Annotated in this window: 20 protein-coding genes and 1 pseudogene; 15 read left to right on the plus strand and 6 right to left on the minus strand. The window is 64.9% G+C overall.

Annotated features, from left to right (window positions below; translation table 11 throughout):
- Positions 1-119: 119 nt before the first annotated feature.
- The 8 genes from IWX88_RS03020 to mutM all read left to right on the plus strand — a co-directional run bounded on the left by IWX88_RS03020 (position 120) and on the right by mutM (position 7,631).
- Positions 120-1,265 (plus strand): ABC transporter substrate-binding protein, encoded by a 1,146-nt coding sequence (locus tag IWX88_RS03020; RefSeq protein WP_196827007.1) that lies wholly within the window; start codon positions 120-122, stop codon positions 1,263-1,265.
- Positions 1,266-1,326: 61 nt separating this feature from the next.
- Entirely contained in the window at positions 1,327-2,691 is a 1,365-nt protein-coding gene (locus IWX88_RS03025; protein ID WP_196827009.1) for an aspartate aminotransferase family protein, read from the plus strand.
- A gap of 104 nt (positions 2,692-2,795) precedes the next feature.
- Complete coding sequence (locus tag IWX88_RS03030; protein WP_196827011.1) at positions 2,796-3,977, plus strand: lycopene cyclase family protein; 1,182 nt, start codon at positions 2,796-2,798, stop codon at positions 3,975-3,977.
- The gene (locus IWX88_RS03035; protein WP_196827013.1) at positions 3,974-4,921 is read left to right on the plus strand and encodes a Brp/Blh family beta-carotene 15,15'-dioxygenase; all 948 of its coding nucleotides are present in this window, start codon (positions 3,974-3,976) and stop codon (positions 4,919-4,921) included. Before IWX88_RS03030 ends, IWX88_RS03035 begins: the two co-directional genes overlap by 4 nt.
- A gap of 218 nt (positions 4,922-5,139) precedes the next feature.
- A complete protein-coding gene (locus IWX88_RS03040; RefSeq protein ID WP_370568144.1) occupies positions 5,140-5,718 on the plus strand; it encodes a DUF177 domain-containing protein in 579 nt (192 codons plus the stop codon).
- 15 nt (positions 5,719-5,733) lie between these two features.
- A complete protein-coding gene (gene rpmF, locus IWX88_RS03045; RefSeq protein ID WP_185201195.1) occupies positions 5,734-5,937 on the plus strand; it encodes a 50S ribosomal protein L32 in 204 nt (67 codons plus the stop codon).
- A gap of 36 nt (positions 5,938-5,973) precedes the next feature.
- On the plus strand, positions 5,974-6,681 hold the full coding sequence (rnc, locus tag IWX88_RS03050) for a ribonuclease III (RefSeq protein WP_196827015.1): 708 nt from the start codon (positions 5,974-5,976) through the stop codon (positions 6,679-6,681).
- 2 nt (positions 6,682-6,683) lie between these two features.
- Positions 6,684-7,631: a bifunctional DNA-formamidopyrimidine glycosylase/DNA-(apurinic or apyrimidinic site) lyase gene (mutM, locus tag IWX88_RS03055; RefSeq protein WP_196827837.1), complete on the plus strand. Its 948-nt coding sequence runs from the start codon at positions 6,684-6,686 to the stop codon at positions 7,629-7,631.
- Between the two features lie 100 nt (positions 7,632-7,731).
- On the opposite strand, the gene IWX88_RS03060 is transcribed toward mutM, so the two are convergent.
- From IWX88_RS03060 to IWX88_RS13755, 4 genes and pseudogenes are all read right to left on the minus strand, one after another.
- A complete protein-coding gene (locus tag IWX88_RS03060) occupies positions 7,732-9,093 on the minus strand; it encodes a HAMP domain-containing sensor histidine kinase (RefSeq protein ID WP_196827018.1) in 1,362 nt (453 codons plus the stop codon).
- On the minus strand, positions 9,090-9,767 hold the full coding sequence (locus tag IWX88_RS03065; RefSeq protein ID WP_196827020.1) for a response regulator: 678 nt from the start codon (positions 9,765-9,767) through the stop codon (positions 9,090-9,092). Before IWX88_RS03065 ends, IWX88_RS03060 begins: the two co-directional genes overlap by 4 nt.
- Before the next feature lie 137 nt (positions 9,768-9,904).
- A complete protein-coding gene (locus tag IWX88_RS03070; RefSeq protein WP_196827022.1) occupies positions 9,905-11,038 on the minus strand; it encodes a GNAT family N-acetyltransferase in 1,134 nt (377 codons plus the stop codon).
- A 91-nt stretch (positions 11,039-11,129) separates the two neighbouring features.
- Positions 11,130-11,234: pseudogene (locus IWX88_RS13755) on the minus strand (DNA-binding response regulator); the annotation flags it as partial.
- 329 nt (positions 11,235-11,563) lie between these two features.
- On the opposite strand from IWX88_RS13755, the gene smc reads away from it, so the two are divergent.
- The 3 genes from smc to lipA are packed head-to-tail and all read left to right on the plus strand — an operon-like array spanning position 11,564 to position 16,862.
- A complete protein-coding gene (gene smc, locus IWX88_RS03075) occupies positions 11,564-15,172 on the plus strand; it encodes a chromosome segregation protein SMC (protein ID WP_196827024.1) in 3,609 nt (1,202 codons plus the stop codon).
- 47 nt (positions 15,173-15,219) lie between these two features.
- Complete coding sequence (gene lipB / locus IWX88_RS03080) at positions 15,220-15,879, plus strand: lipoyl(octanoyl) transferase LipB (protein ID WP_196827026.1); 660 nt, start codon at positions 15,220-15,222, stop codon at positions 15,877-15,879.
- Positions 15,876-16,862 (plus strand): lipoyl synthase, encoded by a 987-nt coding sequence (gene lipA, locus IWX88_RS03085; protein ID WP_196827028.1) that lies wholly within the window; start codon positions 15,876-15,878, stop codon positions 16,860-16,862. Before lipB ends, lipA begins: the two co-directional genes overlap by 4 nt.
- A 31-nt stretch (positions 16,863-16,893) precedes the next feature.
- Here lipA and IWX88_RS03090 read toward each other — a convergent pair whose 3' ends face one another.
- The gene (locus tag IWX88_RS03090; RefSeq protein ID WP_196827030.1) at positions 16,894-17,454 is read right to left on the minus strand and encodes a histidine phosphatase family protein; all 561 of its coding nucleotides are present in this window, start codon (positions 17,452-17,454) and stop codon (positions 16,894-16,896) included.
- Positions 17,455-17,571: 117 nt separating this feature from the next.
- Between IWX88_RS03090 and ftsY the strand changes: the two genes are divergently transcribed.
- Positions 17,572-18,444, plus strand: coding sequence for a signal recognition particle-docking protein FtsY (gene ftsY, locus IWX88_RS03095; protein ID WP_196827032.1), 873 nt, complete (start codon positions 17,572-17,574; stop codon positions 18,442-18,444).
- A 77-nt stretch (positions 18,445-18,521) separates the two neighbouring features.
- On the opposite strand, the gene IWX88_RS03100 is transcribed toward ftsY, so the two are convergent.
- Positions 18,522-19,427 carry an IclR family transcriptional regulator gene (locus IWX88_RS03100; protein WP_231368742.1) on the minus strand — a complete coding sequence of 302 codons (906 nt, stop codon included), beginning with the start codon at positions 19,425-19,427 and terminating at the stop codon, positions 18,522-18,524.
- Positions 19,428-19,533: 106 nt separating this feature from the next.
- Here IWX88_RS03100 and IWX88_RS03105 point away from each other — a divergent pair, with 106 nt between their 5' ends.
- Genes IWX88_RS03105 through IWX88_RS03115 form a run of 3 tightly spaced genes read left to right on the plus strand, consistent with a single transcriptional unit; the run spans position 19,534 to position 22,026 of the window.
- Positions 19,534-20,199, plus strand: a complete 666-nt coding sequence (locus tag IWX88_RS03105; RefSeq protein ID WP_196827034.1) for an ABC transporter permease — start codon at positions 19,534-19,536, stop codon at positions 20,197-20,199.
- Positions 20,192-21,250 (plus strand): ABC transporter ATP-binding protein, encoded by a 1,059-nt coding sequence (locus IWX88_RS03110; RefSeq protein WP_370568145.1) that lies wholly within the window; start codon positions 20,192-20,194, stop codon positions 21,248-21,250. The genes IWX88_RS03105 and IWX88_RS03110 overlap by 8 nt, the downstream gene beginning before the upstream one ends.
- Positions 21,247-22,026 carry an ABC transporter permease gene (locus IWX88_RS03115; RefSeq protein WP_196827036.1) on the plus strand — a complete coding sequence of 260 codons (780 nt, stop codon included), beginning with the start codon at positions 21,247-21,249 and terminating at the stop codon, positions 22,024-22,026. The genes IWX88_RS03110 and IWX88_RS03115 overlap by 4 nt, the downstream gene beginning before the upstream one ends.
- Positions 22,027-22,064 lie beyond the last annotated feature (38 nt).

The raw sequence follows: 22,064 nt of genomic DNA on the forward strand, positions 1-22,064 counted from the left end.
TCCCTGCGGACCGACGGCGAACCACCGCCCCATCGAACCACTGAACCACTGAGTCACATTTCATCGAGTCATATCCCATCGAGTCATATCTCATCGAGTCACATCTCACGGAGGAAACAATGAAACACAGCAGAAGAATTGTTCTCGGTATCGTCTCAATCGCTGCGGCGAGCGCGCTCGCTCTCAGCGGTTGTAGCAGCACCCCGAAGGCGGCAACCAGCGCCGGAGCCCTCACCCCGGTAACCCTGCAGTTGCAGTGGCTGGCGCAGGCGCAGTTCGCCGGCTACTACGCTGCCGTCGCCCAGGGGTACTACAAAGCCGAGGGCCTCGATGTGACGATCAAAGAGGCTGGGGCCGACACGGTGCCGATTAAGTCGGTCGCTGCTGGGGAGGCCGACTACGCGATCTCCTGGGTACCGAAGGTGCTCGGATCCATTGAGCAGGGCGTCAACGTCACCGATGTCGCGCAGATCTTCGAGCGAAGCGGCACCACGCAAATCTCATTCAAAAACAAGGGGATCGTCAAGCCTGCCGATCTCAAGGGCAAGAAGGTGGGCAGCTGGGGCTATGGCAACGAGTGGGAACTCTTTGCTGGAATGCAGGGTGCCGGAATCAACACCACCTCCGGTATCAGTCTCGTGCAGCAGGCCTTCGACATGAAGGGCTTCCTCGCCGGTGACATCGACGCTGCGCAGGCCATGACCTATAACGAGTATGCCCAGGTGCTCGAGACGGTAAATCCGGCCACCGGCACGCTCTACACGGCCGGTGACCTGAACGTGATCAACTGGAACGACGACGGAACTGCCATGCTGCAGGACGCGATCTGGGCGGATGCGGGAAAGCTCGCGAGCGACTCGGGGTACCAGTCACAGACCGTCAAGTTCATCAAGGCATCGATCAAAGGCTGGATCTACGTGCGTGATAACGCCGCGAAGTCGGCGGACATCGTGACGGCGGCGGGATCAACTCTCGGCACCAGCCACCAGCTCTGGATGACCAACGAGGTGAACAAGTTGATCTGGCCGTCGACCAGCGGTGGTATCGGAATGATCAACACCTCCACCTGGGCCAATACGGTGAAGATCGCAATGAGCACCAAAAATGACACCGGTTCCACGATCATCACCGCGACACCCCCGAAGACTGCCTACTCCAACACCTATGTGAAGAAGGCGCTTGCCGAACTCGCAACCGAGGGTGTCGACATCACCGGAAGCAGCTTCACCCCGCTTACCGTCACTCTCAAGGAGGGTGGCAAGTAGAATTTATCCACCCGGTGCGGGGGCGTTGTGCGTCCCCCGCACCACTGAGCGAAGGCATCCCATGACCACTCTCGACCCCACCATCTCTGACACAGCCGCGTTCGAGCACGCAGACGGCGCCGCCGCCTATGACCTCGACCGCTCGCATGTCTTCCACTCCTGGTCGGCACAGGGGGCGCTGAAGCCCTTTGTGATGGCCGGTGGACTCGCCTCCACCATCTGGGACTACGACGGTAAGCACTATCTCGACTTCTCGAGCCAGCTCGTCAACATGAACATCGGCCACCAGCATCCGAAAGTGATCGATGCCATCAAGGCGCAGGCCGATCGCCTCACTATGGTCGCGCCGGCGCACGCGAACCTTGCACGGGGGCAGGCCGCCAAGCGCATCGTCGCGAAGGCTGGTCGCCCGTTCAGCAAGGTCTTCTTCACCAACGGCGGTGCGGATGCCAACGAGAACGCCATGCGGATGGCGCGCTTGGTCACCGGTCGCGACAAGATCCTTTCCCAGTACCGCTCGTATCACGGCAACACCGGCGCGGCCGTTGTCGCCACCGGCGACTGGCGTCGGGTGCCCAATGAGTTCTCCCGCGGTCACGTGCACTTCTTCGGTCCGTTCCTCTATCGCTCGGAGTTCTGGGCCTCCTCGCCTGAGGAGGAGTGTACGCGTGCGCTGCACCACCTCGAGCGACTGATCATCTCGGAGGGCCAGGCCTCGATCGCGGCGATCATCCTCGAGGGTGTTCCCGGCACTGCAGGAGTGCTCGTGCCGCCGCCGGGATACCTCGCGGGCGTGCGGGACCTCGCCGACAAGTACGGCATTCTGCTCATCATGGATGAGGTCATGTCCGGCTTCGGCCGCACCGGCAAATGGTTCGCCTGGCAGGGGTTCTCGGCCGCAGAGGGCGACTGGACACCCGATCTCATCACCTTCGCCAAGGGAGTCAACTCCGGCTATGTCCCCGCCGGCGGGGTGATCATCTCGGAGTCGATCGCCAATGCTTTCGAGACGCAGGTGTTCCCCGGTGGGCTCACCTACTCCGGGCATCCGCTTGCCATGGCGTCCATCGTTGCGTCGATCGACACGATGGATGAGGAGGGCATCATCGACAATGCCCGCATGATCGGCGCCGATTACCTCGGTCCCGGACTCGTCGAACTCGCGGCGAAGCATCCGATGATCGGGGAGGTGCGCGGTCTCGGCGTGTTCTGGGCGCTCGACCTCGTCGACGACCCGGAGACGAGAGATCCGGTCTCGGGAGCGGTCGTCGCACAGGTGAAGACCGAGCTGATGGCTCGTGGATTGTTTCCGTTCTCGGCCGATAATCGCATCCATGTCGTGCCGCCGTGCGTGGTGACTCCCGACGAGGTCGCCCGTGCATTGGCGATCTATGACGAAGCGTTCACTGCGGTGGAGTCGGCCTGAGCCGGTGCCCACCGAGATCGAGTCAATACCGAGATCGAGTGAATACCGAGATGAAGTGAATAGGTGGTAGTAAGAGCCCTTTCGGATGGCTTAGTTTCTTAACTGTGACGGGTTTCTCTGCGGCGACTGACGCCGACCTCGTGATCCTTGGGGCCGGGTGCGCTGGTCTGTCCCTCGCGGCCCGACTCGCCAGGTCGAAGACCCGCCTGCGGGTGGAAATCGTGGAGCCGCGCACGCACTACCAAGACGACCGCAGCTGGTGCTTCTGGCGGCCGGAGCGCCATGATCTGGCTGACCTGGTCTCGCACAGCTGGGACAGCTGGCGCTTCTCCGACGCCAGCGGCCAGGCCTTCAGCCATCGGGTGGCCGGCCTGCGCTACCAGTACGTGCGCGGGATCGACTTCTACGAGCGAGCCCTGCAACGCATCGAGAGTGCGAGCAACATCCACACCCGGATCGGAGTGCACGCGACCGAGCTCGAGCCGCTGGGAGACGGGCCGGATGCGCTGGTTCGCGTGGAGACCGACCGCGGAAGCATCCGCACCCGGTATGTGATCGATACCCGTCCTCGACCAATGCCCGCGGTGCTCTACCAGAGCTTCAGCGGCGTGGAGATCGAGAGCGAGCATCCGCTGCCGTTCGACGCGAACGAAGTCGGCTTGATGGATTCGATGGCGACGGATGCGGGCGGCATGCACTTTCGTTACACGCTTCCGCTCAGTCGGACGCGCGCAGTCATCGAATGGACCAGGTTCAGCACCACGCCCGTTCCTGGAGCCACGCTGGCTGCCGAGCTGGATGCCGAACTCGCGATGCTCGGGCTGGCCAGTGCCCGCGTGATTCGGCGCGAGGGGGGCATCCTGCCAATGGGCATGCTTGGCGCCCTGCCAGAAGCTCCGCACGGTGTGGTGTTTGCCGGCAACTCGGGTGGTGCGCTTCGGGCGGCCTCCGGCTACGGATTTCTGCGCATCCAGAACTGGGCGCGTGCCTGCGCCGCCGCCGTTGAGCGGGGAGGGCCACCCATCGGGCACCCGGGTGAACCGTGGCTGCGCCGATCGATGGACGGTATTTTCCTGAAGGCGGTGCGGGCCGATCCTGAGCGCGTACCGGAGTATTTTCTCGCGCTTGCGCGGGGGGTGCCACCCGCTGGGCTTGTGCGCTTCCTCAGCGATTCTGCGCGCCTCACCGACTACGGTCACCTTATTGCCAGCCTGCCCAAGGTGCCATTTCTCAAGCAGTTGGTCACGAGACGGTTGACAGCGGCGCGCGACATGGTGCGCGCGTGAGCGGGGTAGTCGGCACTGGGTTTGCCCGGGTGCGGCCCTCGTTTGAGACCATTCTCTTTTCGGTGGTGGCCGTTGTTGCCGTACTTGCCATTGCCCTGCGGATACCCACTCCACCGCTGCCCGTGCAGATCGGGGTGCTCGGCGTGCTCGTTGCCACGCTCGGGTTGCCGCACGGTGCGCTCGATCCGCTCATCGCGCGACGGGCCGGCCTGTGGAAAACACCGTTCGGGCTCGCCGGTTTCAACCTGGGTTATGTCGCGATGGTCGCGCTGGTCGTCGGCGTCTGGCTGGTCGCACCGACCGCGAGCCTGATCGGCTTTTTGCTGGTGTCGGGCATTCATTTCGGCGCCGACTGGAACCTCGGACGCAGTGTGGTGGTGCGATCCTTCACCGGGGTCGGCCTGCTCACGTTGCCAGCCTTCGCTCATCACGATGAGGTCGCGGGTATTTATCGCACTCTCGCGGGCCCCGGCGGAGTGATCGTGGCCGATGTGCAGACCTGGCTTGGGCCGGTTGCGATTGCCGCGATGCTGCTCGGTGCCGCATTCGCGCTGCGTCGCCGCCCCACCGATGCGCTCGAGATTCTGCTTGCCGCAACCCTCGCAATCGTCGCACCGCCGCTGGTGTTTTTCGTGCTGTATTTCTGTGCGCTGCACAGCGCACGGCACCTGCGCCACGGTTTTGCGGAGGAGCGTGGCGGCGGCCGGACGGCGGCGCTGATATTGGTCGTCTACACCGTGGTGCCGATTGTGGCGGTCGGCGTACTCACGGCGATATTCGCGGGTGACTTTGCGCCGGGTGGCGCGCTGGCCGGTGACTGGATCATCCGCCTTGTGTTCATCGGGCTTGCCGCCCTCACCGTGCCGCACATGGTGGTGATCGCCATCGGCGAATTGCGGCAGCGGCGACAATCTCAAACCGGGCGTGCGGTCAGCGTGGAGTAACGTCTACTCCCAGCATCCCGGTGCCGCCGGACTGCCGGTGCCGCCGGACTGTGGGCCTGTGGCCACGAACTGCGCCAAACTGTCGGTATTACCGGCTGGAAGCGGCAATTCGGCACAGTTCGCGGTGCTGGCAATGGACGGAGTTGCCGTGGGGGAGGTTCGCCCAGAGCACAGAGGGCGATCGCGGCCGGGCTCGGTCTCTCGCGTAAGATTGCGAAGTGCCTCACGTGATCAAGACCCCCTACACCGTCGATGTCTACGACCTCATGCACCGCCCGGGTGAAATGCGAGAGCGGACGCTGGATATCGTCGTACCCGAGGAGTTCGGCAATGCGATGATCGCCGCGAAAGTAGGCAGTGATCTTCAGATCGGGCTGCGGATGGAGTCGCTTCACGACGGCATCCTTGTGAGTGCGGATATCGACGGAACCGCCGCGGGGGAGTGCGGCCGGTGCCTGATTGACATCGAACAGGCCATCCAGGTCGAGATTCAGGAGCTTTTCGCGTATTCTTCAGACGAAGCTTTTGAATATGAGGTTCACGAGGACACCATCGATCTCGAACCTCTAGTCAGGGATGCGGTGGTGCTGTCACTTCCGTTCCAGCCGGTCTGTCAAGAAGATTGCCTCGGCCTGTGCCCGCAGTGTGGGGTGCGGCTCCTCGACAACCCGGGCCATGAGCACGAGAACGCGATCGATCCACGGTGGGCGGCTCTCGGAAGTCTGGCCGGTTTCGACGGCAACACAGATTCCACCACCACCACGAATGTGACCGACGCTGCCAGCAGCGCGGAGTAGAGAAAAGAGAAACCCATGGCCGTACCGAAACGCAAGATGTCCCGCGCGAGCACTCGTGCGCGTCGCGCCCAGTGGAAGGCGACCCCGCCGACCCTGGTGAAGACCGTCGAGGGCGGCAAGGTCACCTACAGCCTGCCGCATCGTGCGAAGGTCGTCGAGGACTCCACCGGAGCTCCCCTCTACATGGAGTACAAAGGCCGTAAGGTCGCGGACGTATAGTCCGGCTGTCATCACCGACGATTGTCGTCACTGACGATGCTCGGGACTGAGGCGACTCGGGGTGAACTCGAGGTTTTTCTTGCGGTTGATGTGAGTGCAGAACTGCTCGAGCTGGCGTTGACCCATCGGTCCTATGCATACGAGCATGGTGGCCTCGCCCACAACGAACGTCTCGAGTTTCTCGGCGACTCGATTTTGGGCCAGGCCGTGACCGTCATGCTGTATCGCGACTTGCCAACGCTCGATGAGGGCGAGCTTGCCAAGCGACGCGCGTCTTTGGTGAGCACCGTTGCACTTGCCGAGGTGGCCCGGATGATCGGGCTCGGCCGCCACATCCGGTTGGGCCGTGGCGAAGAGCTCACCGGCGGTCGTGACAAGTCCTCCATCTTGGCCGATACCGTCGAAGCCGTCATCGGTGCGACCTACCTCGACGCCGGCGGCGAGGCGGCCACTGCGCTCGTCCTGCGGCTCATCGCGCCGCTGATGCTCGATCCCGATCGTTTCGGTGCCGCGATGGATCCCAAAACCAGCCTGCAGGAATTTGCCGCGCGGGCGGGTCGAGGCCTCCCGCACTATGCGGTAACCGACAGCGGCCCCGACCACTCCAAGCGATTCCACGCCACCGTGTCTCTCGGGGGAACGGACATCGCCGAGGGGGACGGCACGAGTAAGAAGCAGGCCGAGATGGCAGCAGCGCTTGAGGCGTGGACCATTCTGTCAACTGCCAGCCCGACCCAGCGCTGAGGGTGCCAGAACTTCCCGAGGTCGAGGTGGTGCGCGCCGGCCTCGAGCCGGCGGTCACCGCTGCGAGGATCGACGCCGTCACCGTGTTCGAAGAGCGGTCGTTGCGACGTCACGATGGTCCGAGCGAGGACTTTATCGAGCGGCTGGAGGGCCGAAGCATCCTCGCGGCGGTGCGCCGTGGCAAGTTCCTCTGGCTGCCGCTGTCTGCGTCTGTGTCGGGTGCGCCTGCGTTTCCGGTGCCTCCTGCGTTTTCCCCATCGACCGAAGCGCTCGTCGTACACCTCGGTATGAGCGGCCAGGTGCTGTTGCGCGAGTTCGGGCGGGCGGATGACGCGCTCCTGCGCATCCGGATGCACATCACGTCGCCAGCTCACGGTCCGATGCGCGTGGACTTCGTGGATCAGCGTATTTTCGGATCGATGGCGATCGACCGGATGCTTACAACCCCGGATGGCCATGCTGCCGGCTTCGGCTCCGATGCCGCGCTGATTCCGAGCCAGGTGGCGCACATCGCGCGGGATCCACTCGATCCGGCATTTAGCGATCGGCGATTCTTCGAGGCGCTGGCCAAACGTCGCACGGGGATCAAGCGCGCGCTGCTCGACCAGAACCTGATCAGCGGCATCGGTAACATCTACGCGGATGAGGCGCTCTGGGCGGCCCGCGTGCACTACAACCAGCCGACGGCAGCGCTCAGCCGGGCGCGGGCTCGCACACTTCTTGCCGAGGTGCGTCTCGTGCTCGGCAGGGCACTCGCCGAGGGCGGCACGAGCTTCGACGCGCAGTATGTCAACGTGAACGGTGCGTCCGGCTATTTCTCGCATTCGCTCAGTGCCTACGGCCGGCAGGGAAAGAGCTGTTCGCGCTGCGGTCGGCTGATCATCCGTGAGTCATTCATGAACCGTGGCTCGCACTTCTGCCCGTTCTGCCAGCGGATCCGGCTCGCCTAACCGACCACTTCGGCAATCCGCTCACCGTCGACCAGGAAAAGCGCCAGTGCATGACTCCTGCACTCTGCTGGGGCAGACTACGAGGGTCGCAAGAGCCCGCTCAGGCCGCGGGCAGCGATACCGTGAACACCGCGCCACCGCCGGGAGCATTGCCCGCCGCGATGCTGCCGCCAAGGCGTGCGACCAACCGGGCGGCAATCGACAGGCCGAGACCGGTGCCAACCGGGCGGATGTCCCGGTACCGCGCCCGCAGAGCGCCGCGATCGAAGGCCACCGCAAGGTCGCCGGGGGAGAGGCCCGGACCTCCATCCCGCACCTCGATGACCACGGCAGTGCCGAGGGTGCGAGCGGCGATGGACACCGTCGATCCGGCCGGCGTCACGCGCAAGGCATTTTCTACGAGACCGTCGATTAGCTGGCGCACACGCTGGGCGTCGCTCTCCAGGGCAAGTGCGGCGAGCCCGGCGGTGCCCGGCAGCGCGGTCACCGTCACCTCGAGGGTTGCGGCCCGGCCGCGCCATGCGTCGGCGGTTTGCTCGAGGATCAACGCCACATCCACCGGCTGGCGGATGACCGCAAAATCGTCGGCTTCGAGTCGCGCGAGTTCGAGCAGATCTGCGACGAAGCGATCCAGCCGCCCGGTCTCGGTGACAAGGGTGGCGCCGACGCGTGCAATGTCTTCCTCATGGATGAGTCCGTCGACCATCGCCTCTCCGTAGCCGCGCACGGCGGTGAGCGGTGTGCGCAACTCGTGGGAGATGGAGAGCAGAAACTCCCGCTGGCGGCCCTCGCTGGTGCTGAGAGCACGGTCGAGGGTCGCGAGTGCCTCGGCGACGGCGGCGACCTCGGTGGGCTGATGGGCCTCCATCGCCAGACCGCGTTCGCCGGCAGCCATCCGCCTGGCCGTCTCTACCGTCGCGATGAGCGGCCGGGTGAGCCAGCGCGCCAGGAGGGTGCCGGCGACGATCGCCATAACGACTCCGATCGCCAGGGCCACAAACATCCGCTGGACGGTTCCGGCTGTGGTGGTCTCGAGGTTACCGAGAGAACGAACCAGCACGATCGCGGTACCCGAATCGGTGGGGCGGCCCTCGACGACCATGGTCTTTCCGCGGCGACTCTCTGTCTGCGAGACCGGTTGTCCCGATAGCAGCGTCGACACGTCGGCGGGCGTGACGAAGGCCGCGCCCGGACCGGACACTCGTCCGTCTGCGGCAACGACTGCGACCCGTGAGTCACCGAGAGCGAGTCTCACCCGCTCCCGCAGTGACGTGAGATCGGTGGCCGCGGGCAGCTTACTCAGCAGTTGGGCCTGTGCCGCGAGCTGCGCCCGCCCCTGGCTGATCGTGGACTGCCGCACCAACTGAACGGAGACGGCACCGGTGATCAGCACCGCGAGCACAGCGACGCTCACCGTGACGAGCGTGATGCGGCCACGAAGCGATCGGAACCACGCGGTCATTCCACCACCGAGTAGCCGACTCCGCGGGAGGTGCGGATCGGACTGTCGGCTCCGAGTTTCGCGCGAAGCTGGGCCACGTGCACGTCCACCGTGCGCCCGAGCCCGTAGTCGGCCTGCCCCCAGACGCTCGACAGCAACTGCTCGCGGGTGAAGACCTGTCCCGGCGAGCTCATCAGCTTGGCGAGAAGGTCGAATTCAGTGCTGGTGAGGTCGATAGGACGACCGGATGCTTCCACCCGTCGCCGCGCGGCATCCAGCGTCACCGTGCCGGCGGCCACCGGCGCGGGGAGAGGTATTCCGGCGTGACGGCGCAGGATCGTCTTGATTCGCGCGACGAGTTCCCGTGGCGAGAACGGTTTGGTGAGGTAGTCATCGGCGCCGAGCTCGAGCCCGAGGATACGGTCGATCTCGTCGTCGCGGGCGGTGACGAAGATCACGGGCGTCCAATCATCCACAGCCCGCATCCGACGGCAGATCTCGATGCCGTCGAGGCCTGGCAGCCCCACGTCGAGCACCACAGCGACGGGATGCAGTCGACGGATGCTCGCGAGCCCAGAAAGTCCGTCCCGCTCCACATGCACGCCGAATCCCGCTTCGCTGAGGTACAGGCGCTGCAGGTCGGCGATGGCGCGCTCGTCTTCGACGATCACGATCAGACCCTTTGACTCGCCCATGCCATCATTCTGGCGGTAGAAAAGATCGACGGGCCGTGCAGCTGCAGCGGCCTTACGTTGCTCGAACATTTGCCGCCAGTGCGCGCGACATCCGGTCACAGCACGTACGACTGCTCGGCCGCTTGCCGTGTGAGCAGCTATGCCTGTGGCGCGAGCTGCTTTTTCCAGGCACCCTCGAATCCCATCGAGACGAACCCGATGGCCTCGTTCACGTCGAGCATGTGCCGATTCTCCTCGGCGTTGAAGGTAAGGATCGAAGGATGGCCCGGGGCAATGGACTGCAGATTGCGAATGTTTGCAACCTTCAGCAGCATGCCAAGCCGGCGTCCGCGGTGCTCCGTGAGCACGATCGTGTCGTTCTGGAATACCGGGCGAGCGAGTTCGGCAGGAACCCCGAGTTCGGTCATCCCGGCGAGGCGTGCGGATGGCAGGTGCTCCACTACGGAGACCAGGTATTTTTTCGGGCCAGCTTCGACACGATCCTCGTAGTCGATGAGTCGTTGGCGGGTCCAGATATCTTCGGGTTCTTTCAGGCCTGCACTCGGGGCATCCGTGCTCATGCGCGTGAATAGCAGCGCCATGTCGTCAAGCCAGCGATCGGGCGTTCGGCCGGTCCACTGGTGTACCCGGAAGTCCGCACCGGCGCGACCGGCGGATTCGTCGAAGCGATGGTCGATCATCGCTGTGGAGACGGGGAGCACGAGGCGGCTGAGGCGTTCCACCTGTTCGAGCCGGTAGCCGCGACCGAGCAAAAAGCGCACCTCGGCATTGGCTGCGGGAACCGACCCGAAACCGGTGGGAGACTCGAGCCGTTGCCCCGCGGCCGCTCGAGACGCTGCGTAGACCACGATGGCGCCGCGCCTGCGCTCGGTGGCCAGGTGCTCGAGGTGGTCAGCCAGAGCCGTGCCGATGCCGCGATTCCGGTATTGCGGATGCACCTGCACGTCAACCCATGCCATGTCATCGGCGGCCGCTGCGCGTGTTTGGAAGGTCGCCCGTGCCACGATTCGGCCGTCAACCCGGGCCGCAAACAACTGTTTTGGCTCGTACTCCTGGTCGAGCCACACCGGCAGCAATTCGGCGGGGGTCAACGAGAGTTCGTCGGTGCCGTAGCCGTCTGCCGCGACAGCGTTACGCACCTCGACGGTTTCGGTGAACGCGGTTTGGATTGCCGCGGTTTTCATGGGTTCGGTGACGCCCCGGTCATTGTCAGCGCTCGGATGATCGAGGTGCGAGGGTATTGCAACTCGCTCGAGAGTGACGTCAGTCACAGCGGTGACCTCCTGTTCCGCCGCCCGGATGTAGACAGCCGACCAGAGTACAACCGAGGCTCAGGGATGAGAGCCGATCGATACCGAAGCGTTAGGACAGCAGCCACCCGTTGTCGGCGGCGATCCGCACGGCTTCGCCACCGTTGCGCGGCCTCGTCTTGCCGATCGCCGCGGAGAGATGGTTGCGCACGATGCCCTATGTTCTAGGCACTCCGCTGCGCAACTCATGCAGAACCTGCGCCAGCATCTCAGGGCTCCCGGCTTTTCGTGGAAGGACCTCGAGTCGCCCGCAGTCCGCAGGATTCACAATCGACTCGGTAGCAGTTGCGGGTAAATTGCGTGCGAAGTCGCAACTGCTCCCGAGTCGATTCGAAATACCGGTCGGGAACCGGGGTGTGGCGCGGGAAGTCGGGCCCGCGTAGTCAGAAGCGGAGGTGCGGACTGCCCGGGATGGCCTCCCCTCTCCGGTACCGTTGAGCCAGACATTCGTGGGCCAGCAGGCGGGCGAGAAAGAGGGGCGGGCCGGTGTACCTGAAGAGCCTGACCCTGAAAGGGTTCAAGTCGTTCGCTCAAGCCACGACCTTCGCCTTCGAGCAGGGAGTTACCTGCGTCGTCGGGCCGAATGGCTCCGGTAAGTCCAATGTCGTGGATGCGCTTGCCTGGGTGATGGGCGAACAGGGAGCGAAGACCCTGCGCGGCGGCAAGATGGAAGACGTGATCTTCGCCGGAACGGCGACGAAGGGTCCGCTCGGGCGCGCCGAGGTAATCCTCACCATCGATAATTCAGATGGCGCATTGCCCATCGACTACGCCGAGGTCACCATCAGTCGCACGCTGTTCCGCAACGGGGGCTCGGAATACGCCATCAACGGTGACACCTGCCGACTCCTCGACGTGCAGGAGTTGCTGAGCGATTCTGGTCTCGGGAGGGAGATGCACGTCATCGTCGGCCAGGGCCAGCTCGATGCCGTTCTGCACGCCAGCCCGGAAGAGCGCCGGGGGTTCATCGAAGAAGCCGCGGGCATCCTCAAACATCGCCGTCGCAAAGAAAAGACGATCCGCAAGCTTGACGCGATGCAGGCCAACCTCACCCGACTGTCCGACTTGGCGGGGGAGATCCGTCGCCAGCTCAAGCCGCTTGGCCACCAGGCCGAGATTGCCAAGGAGGCCCAGTCGATCGCATCGATCGTGCGGGATGCGCGGGCTCGGCTGCTCGCCGACGAGGTGGTCACCTTGCGTACCGCCATCACGACGTCGAGTCGCAGCGAAAGCGAGCGCAAGACCCAGCGCATCGTGCTCCAGGAGCAGCTCGACCAGGCGAAGCTGCGTGAGCACCGCATCGAACAGTCGCAGGAGGGGGATGCGGTGGATGCGGCGCGCCGCACTTCCTTCGGCCTCGAGTCTGTGCAGGAGCGCCTGCGCAACCTGTATTCCCTCGCCAACCAACGTCTGCTCCTGCTCGGTCAGCAGGCCGAGGGACCGGATGCCGTGCAGGGCGTCACCCGCCAGATGGTGTCCGATGCCGAAGACGAGGTCGAGCGCATTGCCGCGACGATCGTGGATGCCGAGGCGGCCTGGCATGACGCTCAGGCGGCGACCGCGGTAGCGCGCGCCAACCTTGACGGGCTCGACGAGCAGATTGCGTACCAGTCCACCCTGGTGTCCCGCCACGACCTGGAGATCGCGGGGCTCACCGGCCTAAAAGACAGTGCCGCATCCCGGCTCGCTGCGGTGCGGGGGGAAGTGCTGCGCCAGCAGAATGCGCTGGATGCTGCACGCGAGCGTCGCGAACTCGCCCAGGTGGCGTTCGTCGAGCTCGAAGCCGAAGCGATGGTGTCGGATACCGGCGAAACGGATCTCGATGCCGCGTACGAGACGGCCCAGGCCGAGGTCGTCGATGCCGAGGCGGAAATCGATCGCCTGCGCGACGCCCTGCACGGCAACGAGCGTGAGCGGGATGCTCTCGCCGCTCGTGTCAGTGCCCTGTCATCGGCGATGGATCAGAAGGATGGCTCGAGTGCACTCGTTGCCGCGCGGCTCGATGGCATTCAGGGTCTCGTCGCCGAGCATGTGCAGGTCAGCCCCGGCTACGAAGCGGCGATTGCCGCAGCTCTCGGCTCACTCACCGACGCGGTCCTGTCCGACAGCCGTGACGCAGCGCTCGCTGCGCTCGAATACTCGGCGAACAACGATTTGGGCCGGGTGGAAGTGGTGCTCGGTGAGACGGCTGTCGACGTTCTTGCGGCGCGCCCTCTCGAAGTGTCTCTCGAAGATGCCATCGTTTCGGCGGCACACGTGGTCACCGCTCCCGGCGGGGTGCGGCTGCTGCTTTCCGGCATCCTGATCGCGGACGACCTGGTGACGGCTCGAGACGCCTGGTCACGGCTCGAGGCTCGCTCGGGCACCACCATCATCACGAAGGCGGGGGACGTGCTCTCCGAGTACGTCTTGCGCGGGGGGTCGGGTGCCAAGCGCTCGCGCCTCGAGCTGGTGGCCGATCGGGATGCTGCGAAACACCGTCTCGAGGAGGTCACCTCGCTCATCGACCGGGCGCGGTTCGCCCTCGCCGAGCAGCGCGGTCGCCTCGAGGTCGCGAAGGAGCAGTCCACCCGGGCGCTCGCAGCACTTCGCCAATTCGACTCCCAGCTCGCTTCACAGACCGAGAAGCTCAACCGCGCGCGCGTGCAGGCGGAGGCCGCTGCGGCCGAAGCCGAGCGCCTCGAACGCGGGCTCGCCCTCGCGACGGACGCCGTGACGGATGCCGCAACCGCAGCCGAACGCGCTGCCCAAGAACTCGACATCTTCGTCTCCCGCCCGCGCCCCATCCTTGATGTGGCCGCTCGTGATGGGGTTCTCGCCGACCTCGACGAGGTTCGTGAGAACGAAGTCGAGGCGAGGCTGCAGGTCGAGACCGCGCGCGAACGCGCCAGGGCCGAGCAGCTGCGCGCGGCACAGTTGAAGCGTCGGCTGGAGGCTGAGCGTGAGGCGGCTGACGAGGCGGCTAGGCGAGCGGTGATCCGGCGCCGGCAGGTGGCATCCGCTCAGACAGTGATCGACGCCCTCCCGGCCGTGCTGGATGCGGTGGACCGTTCGGTGTCCGAGGCCCGGGTGCAACTGGCCGCGCGCGAGTCCGAGCGCTCCGCCCAGAATCTGGAGTTGGCCGATTTGCGCCGCGGAGAGAACGCGCTGCGTGAGCGGCTCGCGTCGATCAGCGAAGACGTGCACGGGCTCGAGATGCTTCTCTACGAGAAGAAGTTGCACCTGTCGTCGCTGCTCGAACGGGCTGGCAAGGAACTCGGGCTCGTGGAAGACGTACTCGTGGCCGAATACGGTCCAGAGCAGCCGATACCCGACCCGGGCGACGCAGCCGGCTCCCTGCCCGAGGAGCCTGCTGACACCTTGGTCGCGGGTTCCCTTGGTGCTGGGGTCGCGCAATCGCCGGCCCGAGTGCCTCAGCCCCACCGCGCCTTTGTGCGCGCGGAGCAAGAGGTGCGCCTCGCCAAAGCCGAGCGCACGCTCGCCCAACTCGGCCGGATCAACCCGCTCGCTCTCGAGGAGTTCGCTGCGCTCGAGCAACGGCATCGGTTTCTCACCGAGCAGCTCACCGATCTCACCGCCACCCGCACCGACCTACTCACGATCATTGGTGAGATTGACGGAAAAATGGAGGACATCTTCTCGAGTGCCTTCGAAGACACCCGTGAGGCGTTCAACACGGTTTTCCCGATCCTGTTCCCCGGCGGCACGGGCAGCATCTTCCTCACCGAGCCCGACAGCATGCTGACAACGGGCATCGAAGTCACGGTGCGGCCAGCCGGCAAGAAGATCGAACGACTGTCGCTGCTGAGCGGCGGTGAGCGGTCGCTGGCTGCTGTCGCACTGCTCATCGCCATCTTCAAGGCTCGCCCGAGCCCGTTCTACATCATGGATGAGGTGGAGGCGGCACTCGATGACGCCAACCTCGGTCGCCTGCTGCAGATTTTCGAAGATCTGCGCGAGACATCGCAGCTCATCATCATCACGCACCAGAAGCGCACGATGGAGATTGCGGATGCCCTGTATGGCGTAAGCATGCGCGCTGACGGCATCAGCGCGGTCGTCGGACAGCGCGTGAGGGCGGAGACTTCCGCCTGATCGGCGAAGTTGTTGGACCGCGTCCATTAAGTGCCTAAGCTAGTGCCATGGTTGACATCATCATCGCCGGACTCGCACCGGACCTCGTGCCCTATCCTGAGGCGCTCGCTCTGCAGCGCAGCATCCATTCCGAAGTGGTGGAGGGTACCCGGGCCGACACGGTTCTGCTGCTCGAGCATCCGTCGGTCTACACCGCCGGCTCACGCACCGAGGCAAGTGAGCGACCGGATGACGGCTCGCCGGTCATCGATGTCGACCGCGGCGGCAAGCTCACCTGGCACGGCCCGGGGCAGCTGGTGGGGTACCCGATCCTGCGACTGCTCAACCCCGTCGATGTCGTGGCCTATGTGCGCCGACTCGAGGAGCTGCTCATCGACGTGATCGCTCACTTCGGGGTGACCGGGGTACGGGTGGCAGGCCGGTCAGGAGTCTGGATCGTGGATGGGGTGCGCGATGAGAAGATCGCGGCCATCGGCATCCGGGTCGCCGGTGGTGTCACGATGCACGGCTTCGCACTCAATTGCAGCAACTCCCTCGACCCCTACGAGCACATCGTGGCCTGCGGCATCCGGGATGCGGGCGTCACCACGATCAGCCGTGAAGCCGGCAGAGATGTCACCCCGGCCGACGCGGCCGCTATTGTTTCCGAGCGCTTCGACGCGTTCGTTGCCGAGCACGCTTTCGAGACTTCGGCGGTCTCAGCATGACCGCCGCACCAGACGGACGGCGGATGCTTCGCCTCGAGATCCGCAATACCGAGACGCCGATCGAGCGCAAGCCCCCGTGGATCAAGACTGTGGCACGGCAGGGACCGGAATACCTCGAACTGCAGAAACTCGTGAAGGACGAAGGTCTTCACACGGTGTGCCAGGAGGCCGGATGCCCCAACATCTACGAGTGCTGGGAAGACCGCGAGGCGACCTTCCTCATTGGCGGATCCCAGTGCACCCGCCGGTGCGACTTCTGCCAGATCGACACCGGTAAGCCGGCCGACTACGACATGGATGAGCCGCGCCGCGTTGCCGACTCGGTGCTCAGCATGCGGCTGCGGTACGCCACCGTCACCGGTGTCGCCCGCGACGACCTCCCCGACGAGGGCGCCTGGCTGCACGCCGAAACTGTGCGACGCATCCATGCGGTCAACCCCGGAACGGGCGTCGAGATCCTCGCCACCGACTTCTCGGGCAACCCCGACCTGCTCGCCGAAGTCTTCTCCTCGCGTCCGGAGGTGTTCGCCCACAACGTCGAGACGGTGCCGCGGCTGTTCAAGCGCATCCGTCCGGCCTTTCGCTACGAACGCTCGCTTGGCGTCATCACCAGCGCGCGCGAGGCAGGACTCATTACCAAGTCCAACCTGATCCTCGGTATGGGCGAGGAGCGCGTGGAGATCAGTCAAGCGCTGCAAGACCTGCACGATGCCGGAACCGACATCATCACCGTCACCCAGTACCTGCGCCCGACCGCGAGGCACCTGCCCGTGGCACGGTATTTGCCGCCGCAGGAGTTCATCGAGATCAAAGAAGAGGCTGAGGCCATCGGATTCCTCGGGGTACTCGCCGGTCCGCTGGTTCGGTCGTCCTACCGGGCCGGACGTCTGTGGGCGCAGTCGATGAAGCGCAAGGGCATCGAACTGCCAGAACAGCTCGCACACCTCGCCGACACTGATCTGGGGTTCGCGCAGGCGGTTTAGCGGGGTGACAGCCGGGCGGTGCGGGCGGGGGTCAGCCGACGACGAGGGCTTCGTCGTTGACGGTGTGCACGCGCCATCCCTCACCCAGGCGGTCGAAGGTGGCAGTCGACCCGTTTTCAATCGCGGGAAGTTTCTGTCCGGCGAGGGCACCGAGCGTGCAGCGGATGATCGTGCCGTGGCAGACGATCACCACGTTCCTGTCGCCGTAGTCGTCGGCGATGCGGTCCAGTGCGGCGATGCCACGGGCGACCACCGAGTCGAGGCTCTCGAGTCCGGGGTAGGCGTGGTCAGGCCAGTTCGCCGCGATGTCTTCGGCCGTCGCACCCTCGGCATCGCCGTAATGGCGTTCCGCGAGGAGGTCGTAGCTGGGTCCGAGTGTGATTCCGAGGCCATCGGCGATGATCTGTGCCGTCTCCCGGGCACGGCTGAGCGGCGAACTCACCACGGCATCCCAGCGCGTTCCGGTGAGCGCATCGACGGCATGTCTTGCCTGCTCCCGCCCGGTGTCATTGAGTGGAATGTCGGAGGAGCCCTGGAGCCGAAGCTGCCGGTTCCACTCGGTCTGGCCATGGCGGATGAAGGCGAAAGTCACCTCCCTAGTCTGCCGTGCTCAGCGGCGGCTGGTTCTCGCGACGACCTGCCGACACGCTCAGCTCGATCGGGGCATCCGGCGCGTCGTGGACCTCTCACGGATCAGTAGCATTGGCCTATGGCTTCTCCCTGGTCCCTGTCGGGCGCTCTCAAGGGCATGTTCGCTCGCAAGACCATCGACGATGAGACCTGGAACGACCTCGAAGATGCCCTGATTACGGCTGATTTCGGCCCCGCCCTCACCGAAGCGATTATTGACGAGCTCCGCGCAAGCGTGAAGCGTTTCAACACCACCGATCCGGTCGACCTGAAGCGGATGTTGCGCGAGACACTCGAGGAGCGGCTCTCCCGCCTCAACCCCACCCTCACGCTCAGTGCACGCCCCGCGGTGGTGCTCGTGGTCGGGGTCAACGGAGTTGGCAAGACCACCACCATCGGCAAGTTTGCAAAGTTTCTCGGCGGGTATGGCCGCAGCGTGATCGTCGGCGCGGCCGACACGTTTCGGGCGGCGGCCGTCGAACAGCTGGCCACCTGGGCGGAGCGCGGCGGTGCCGCCATCCAGCGTCCGCAGCAGCAGGGCCAGGATCCGGCATCCGTCGCCTACCAGACTGTGGAGCGCGCACAGCGCGAGGGAATCGACATCGTGCTGATTGACACCGCAGGCCGCCTCCAGACCAAGAGCGGCCTCATGGACGAGCTTGCGAAGATCCGCCGGGTGATCGAGAAGCAGACCGAGATCGCGGAGGTGCTGCTCGTGCTCGATGCGACGACCGGCCAGAATGGCCTCGCCCAGGCGGAGGCGTTCATCGAGCACGCGGGCGTCACCGGGCTTGTGCTGACCAAGCTCGATGGCTCGGCCAAGGGCGGCTTCGTGCTGTCGGTGCAGGAGAAGACGGGTATCCCGATCAAGCTCGTCGGGCAGGGTGAGGGCATCGGCGACCTCACCGGGTTCACGCCACATGTATTCGTGCAAAACCTGATCGGATCATGACCGTTTCCCCTCCCGCCCCTGCGGGTTGACGGATGCCGGGCGCGCTGCACATCGCCCGGCTCGGCTCGAAAAAACAGCTACCGGTTCATCGATCGCGGAAGTGCTCCCAGCTGGGCCGAGAGTTCCGCCGCGACCCGGGCAGTGAGCATTCCAGCCTCGCCAAATCGCCCCCCGAGTCGGGTCTTGGGCGCGCTCACGTTGATCGCGGCGATGATCGTGCCCCGAAAGTCGAAGACGGGAGCGGAGACACCCACGACGCCCTTTTCGAACTCTTCGTCGACGATCGCATAGCCGCGTCGACGAATAAGAGAAATCTCGGCCCATAGGCTATCGAAATCGGTAACGAGCGGCATCACATCCGTGCGGGCTGCGGCGCTGGCCCCCGCGGTCTGCGCCACCGAAGTGAACGGGCTCGTGACTGGTTCATCATGCCCGTGCAGCGCGTACCATCCACGCAGATCGTGCTCTGCCCAGTCGCTCACCAGCACTCGACCCGACGAGGTCTGCCATGCCGCAGTGCTCACCCCCTCCCAGCCGAGACCGCGGAAGGCCAACTCGCTCAGCTCGCTGGCCAGGGTGAGCACACTGCCGCCACGCAGCACGCAGAGGTGGGTTGTTTCATGTATTGCGGTGACGACCCGGCGCAGGAAGGGAGCGGATGCCCGCACCAGTCGTGACTCGAGCGTGCGGGCAGCGAGGGCGTAGAGCTGGTAACCCAGGCGATAGCTCTGGGTAATCGGGTCGCGCGAGACGAGGCCGGACTCGGCCAGGGTCGCGAGCGTACGGGAGACCCCGCCCTTATCGCGACCAGCGAGTTCTGCGACCCGCACGACACCGAGACCGCCCGCTGATTCTGATTCGGGTGAACCGAGAATTTCGAGCAGTTCAAGATCACGGCGGAGGCCGGAAGAGTTGCGCCGCGGGGCTACAGCCGCTGTCGCTTCGACAGAATTCATGGCATCACCGTAGTCCTGCGTTGCCATTTGCACAACTGGAGTTGTGCAAATAGAAACTCCCATCTAGTGTTCTGACAAGCCGACGCTCGATCCGAGTCGCGGCAACTCAACGAAGAGTGAGGTGGAGGCATCCGTGACCCAGTTTGACTTCGGTCGCCTGCTGCATTTCTGGGAGACCCGTGGTCCCGACATCGTCGGCCTCGTGGTCGAGCACATCTCGGTGGTGGCCGTCTCGCTGCTGATCGCGATGATCATCGGGGTCGGTGTCGGCATGCTGGTCTGGGATCGCCCGCTGCCGCGATCCACCGTGATCGCTGCCGCCGGAGTGGCACTCACCATCCCGTCCCTTGCGATGCTCGCCCTGCTCATTCCGACCTTCGGCCTCGGGTGGACTCCCACGATCATCGCCCTGGTGATGTATTCTCTGCTGCCGATCGTGCGCAACACGGTGGTCGGCCTGCGCGAGGTCGCCCCCGCCGTCATGGAGTCAGCGACGGGCATGGGAATGAACAAGTTCACTGTGCTCTTTCGGGTGCAGTTGCCGATCGCTTGGCCCATCATCCTCACCGGAGTGCGCGTGGCCGCGCAACTCACCATCGGAGTCGCAGCGATCGCGGCATATGTCGCTGGCCCGGGGCTTGGCACCTTCATCTTCCGGGGTCTCTCGTCGCTCGGCTCGGTCAACGCTCTCAACTTCGCTCTCACCGGAACTCTGGGAGTGGTACTCCTCGCGCTCATCGTCGACGCACTCTTCGTTGCCATCACCCGCTACTCCACGTCAAAGGGACTCCGTGCCTAAAACACCAGCCACCGCCATTCTGCAGATCGCCCGCAACACCAGCGGTGCCCGGATCGTGCTCGATCAGGTGACCAAGAGCTACGCCAACCAGCCGGTCGCGGCGGTGGAGAACTTCTCCATCGCGGCCGAGCCGGGCGAGCTCATCATGTTCGTCGGCCCGAGCGGCTGCGGCAAGACCACCACCATGAAGATGATCAACCGCATCATCGAGCCGACGAGCGGATCCATCTCGATCGACGGGCGCGACGTGCTCTCCCTCGATCCGCACGAGCTTCGTCGCCACATCGGTTACGTCATTCAGCAAATCGGACTCTTCCCGCACATGACCATCGCGGAGAACATCGCGGTCGTGCCGAAGCTGCTCGGCTGGACCAAGGAGAAGACGGCCGACCGGATCGACGAGCTTCTCACCACAGTCGAGCTCGATCCACGGGAATTCGCACACCGCTATCCCAAGCAACTCTCGGGTGGTCAGCAGCAGCGCGTGGGGGTGGCGCGGGCGCTCGCCGCCGACCCACCGGTGATGCTCATGGATGAGCCATTCGGCGCGACCGACCCGATCACTCGCGAGAAGCTGCAGGCCGAGTTTCTGCGGCTGCAGGAGACTCTGGGTAAGACGATCATCTTCGTCACCCATGACTTCGACGAGGCAGTGCGACTCGGCGATCGCATCGCAGTGCTGAGCGGGCGCAGCCAGATCGAGCAGTTCGACACGCCTGCCAACATCCTTGCGGCACCTGCCAACGACTATGTGGCCTCGTTCATCGGGCATGGGGCGGCGATCAAGCGGCTCACCCTCATCCCGGTGACCGAGGCGCGACTCGGCCCGGCAAGTGAATCCTCCGGCGGACCGGTCACCGTGCGGGCCACCGACAGCCTGCGCGACGCCCTCGACTCCCTCGTGCTCACCGGGCTTGGCGCCCTCACCGTTCTCGACTTCGACGGCGTTGCGATCGGCTCGATCAGCATGGAGCGGATCTCGGCTGTGCTCGGCGCGCAAGTCCCGTCGGCCCCGACCGGACTCCCGCCGGCAGCGGCAGACCGACCATGACCGCCGTCACTTCCCCGAACGCATCGACCGGGTACGCCGACGGGGTGCGCGAGCGGTTCTTCACGCCACGTCGCTTCGTCACCCCGCTGGTCGTCGTTATCGTGCTCGGAGTGCTCCTGTTCTGGCTGTCGAGCATTCAACTCGACTCCATCGAGAAGCGCACGCTCAACATCGACTACATCGTCAACCGCACACGTGAGCATCTCGGGCTCACGATCGTGGCATCCGCTCTCGTCGCCATTCTTGCCATTCCCACCGGAATCGCGCTCAGCCGCACGAAATCGCGGGTGGTGCGTGCACTCGTTCTCGGCATCGCCAACATCGGGCAGGCGACTCCGGCCATCGGAGTGATCATCCTGCTCGCCATCATCTGGCAGACCGGCTACAGCACCGCGCTCGTCGCTCTGGTGGTCTACTCATTTCTGCCCGTGCTGCGCAACACTCTCATCGGAATCCAGCAAGTGGATGAAAACGTGCGCGAATCCGCGCGCGGCATGGGGATGACGCCCAACCAGGTGCTGCGCCGTGTGGAGTTGCCACTGGCAGTACCGGTGATCCTGGCCGGGCTGCGCACCTCGCTGGTATTCTGCGTCGGCGTCGCCACAGTGGCCACCTTCATCAACGCCGGCGGTCTCGGCGACATGATCGTCAACGGACTCAAACTGCAGCGCTACCCCGTGTTGATCACCGGGGCCGTGCTGGTGGCCTGCATCGCCCTGCTCATCGACTGGGTCGCAAGCCTGGCCGAAGACCGACTGCGCCCGCGCGGTACCTGACTACACCCGACTTGTCATCCGACACAGCACCCAACACA

The organism is Frigoribacterium sp. CG_9.8 (assembly GCF_015751965.1).
Taxonomy (GTDB): Bacteria; Actinomycetota; Actinomycetes; order Actinomycetales; family Microbacteriaceae; genus Lacisediminihabitans.

What these genes read in the sequence shown, in the direction of transcription:
- IWX88_RS03100 (WP_231368742.1), bottom strand. Translation starts at nt 19,427, where the DNA reads ATGGCAACGCAGGACTACGGTGATGCCATGAATTCTGTCGAAGCGACA.
- IWX88_RS03025 (WP_196827009.1), top strand. Translation starts at nt 1,327, where the DNA reads ATGACCACTCTCGACCCCACCATCTCTGACACAGCCGCGTTCGAGCAC.
- lipA (WP_196827028.1), top strand. Translation starts at nt 15,876, where the DNA reads ATGACCGCCGCACCAGACGGACGGCGGATGCTTCGCCTCGAGATCCGC.
- IWX88_RS03060 (WP_196827018.1), bottom strand. Translation starts at nt 9,093, where the DNA reads ATGACCGCGTGGTTCCGATCGCTTCGTGGCCGCATCACGCTCGTCACG.
- IWX88_RS03065 (WP_196827020.1), bottom strand. Translation starts at nt 9,767, where the DNA reads ATGGGCGAGTCAAAGGGTCTGATCGTGATCGTCGAAGACGAGCGCGCC.
- rpmF (WP_185201195.1), top strand. Translation starts at nt 5,734, where the DNA reads ATGGCCGTACCGAAACGCAAGATGTCCCGCGCGAGCACTCGTGCGCGT.
- rnc (WP_196827015.1), top strand. Translation starts at nt 5,974, where the DNA reads ATGCTCGGGACTGAGGCGACTCGGGGTGAACTCGAGGTTTTTCTTGCG.
- ftsY (WP_196827032.1), top strand. Translation starts at nt 17,572, where the DNA reads ATGGCTTCTCCCTGGTCCCTGTCGGGCGCTCTCAAGGGCATGTTCGCT.
- IWX88_RS03020 (WP_196827007.1), top strand. Translation starts at nt 120, where the DNA reads ATGAAACACAGCAGAAGAATTGTTCTCGGTATCGTCTCAATCGCTGCG.
- IWX88_RS03115 (WP_196827036.1), top strand. Translation starts at nt 21,247, where the DNA reads ATGACCGCCGTCACTTCCCCGAACGCATCGACCGGGTACGCCGACGGG.
- lipB (WP_196827026.1), top strand. Translation starts at nt 15,220, where the DNA reads ATGGTTGACATCATCATCGCCGGACTCGCACCGGACCTCGTGCCCTAT.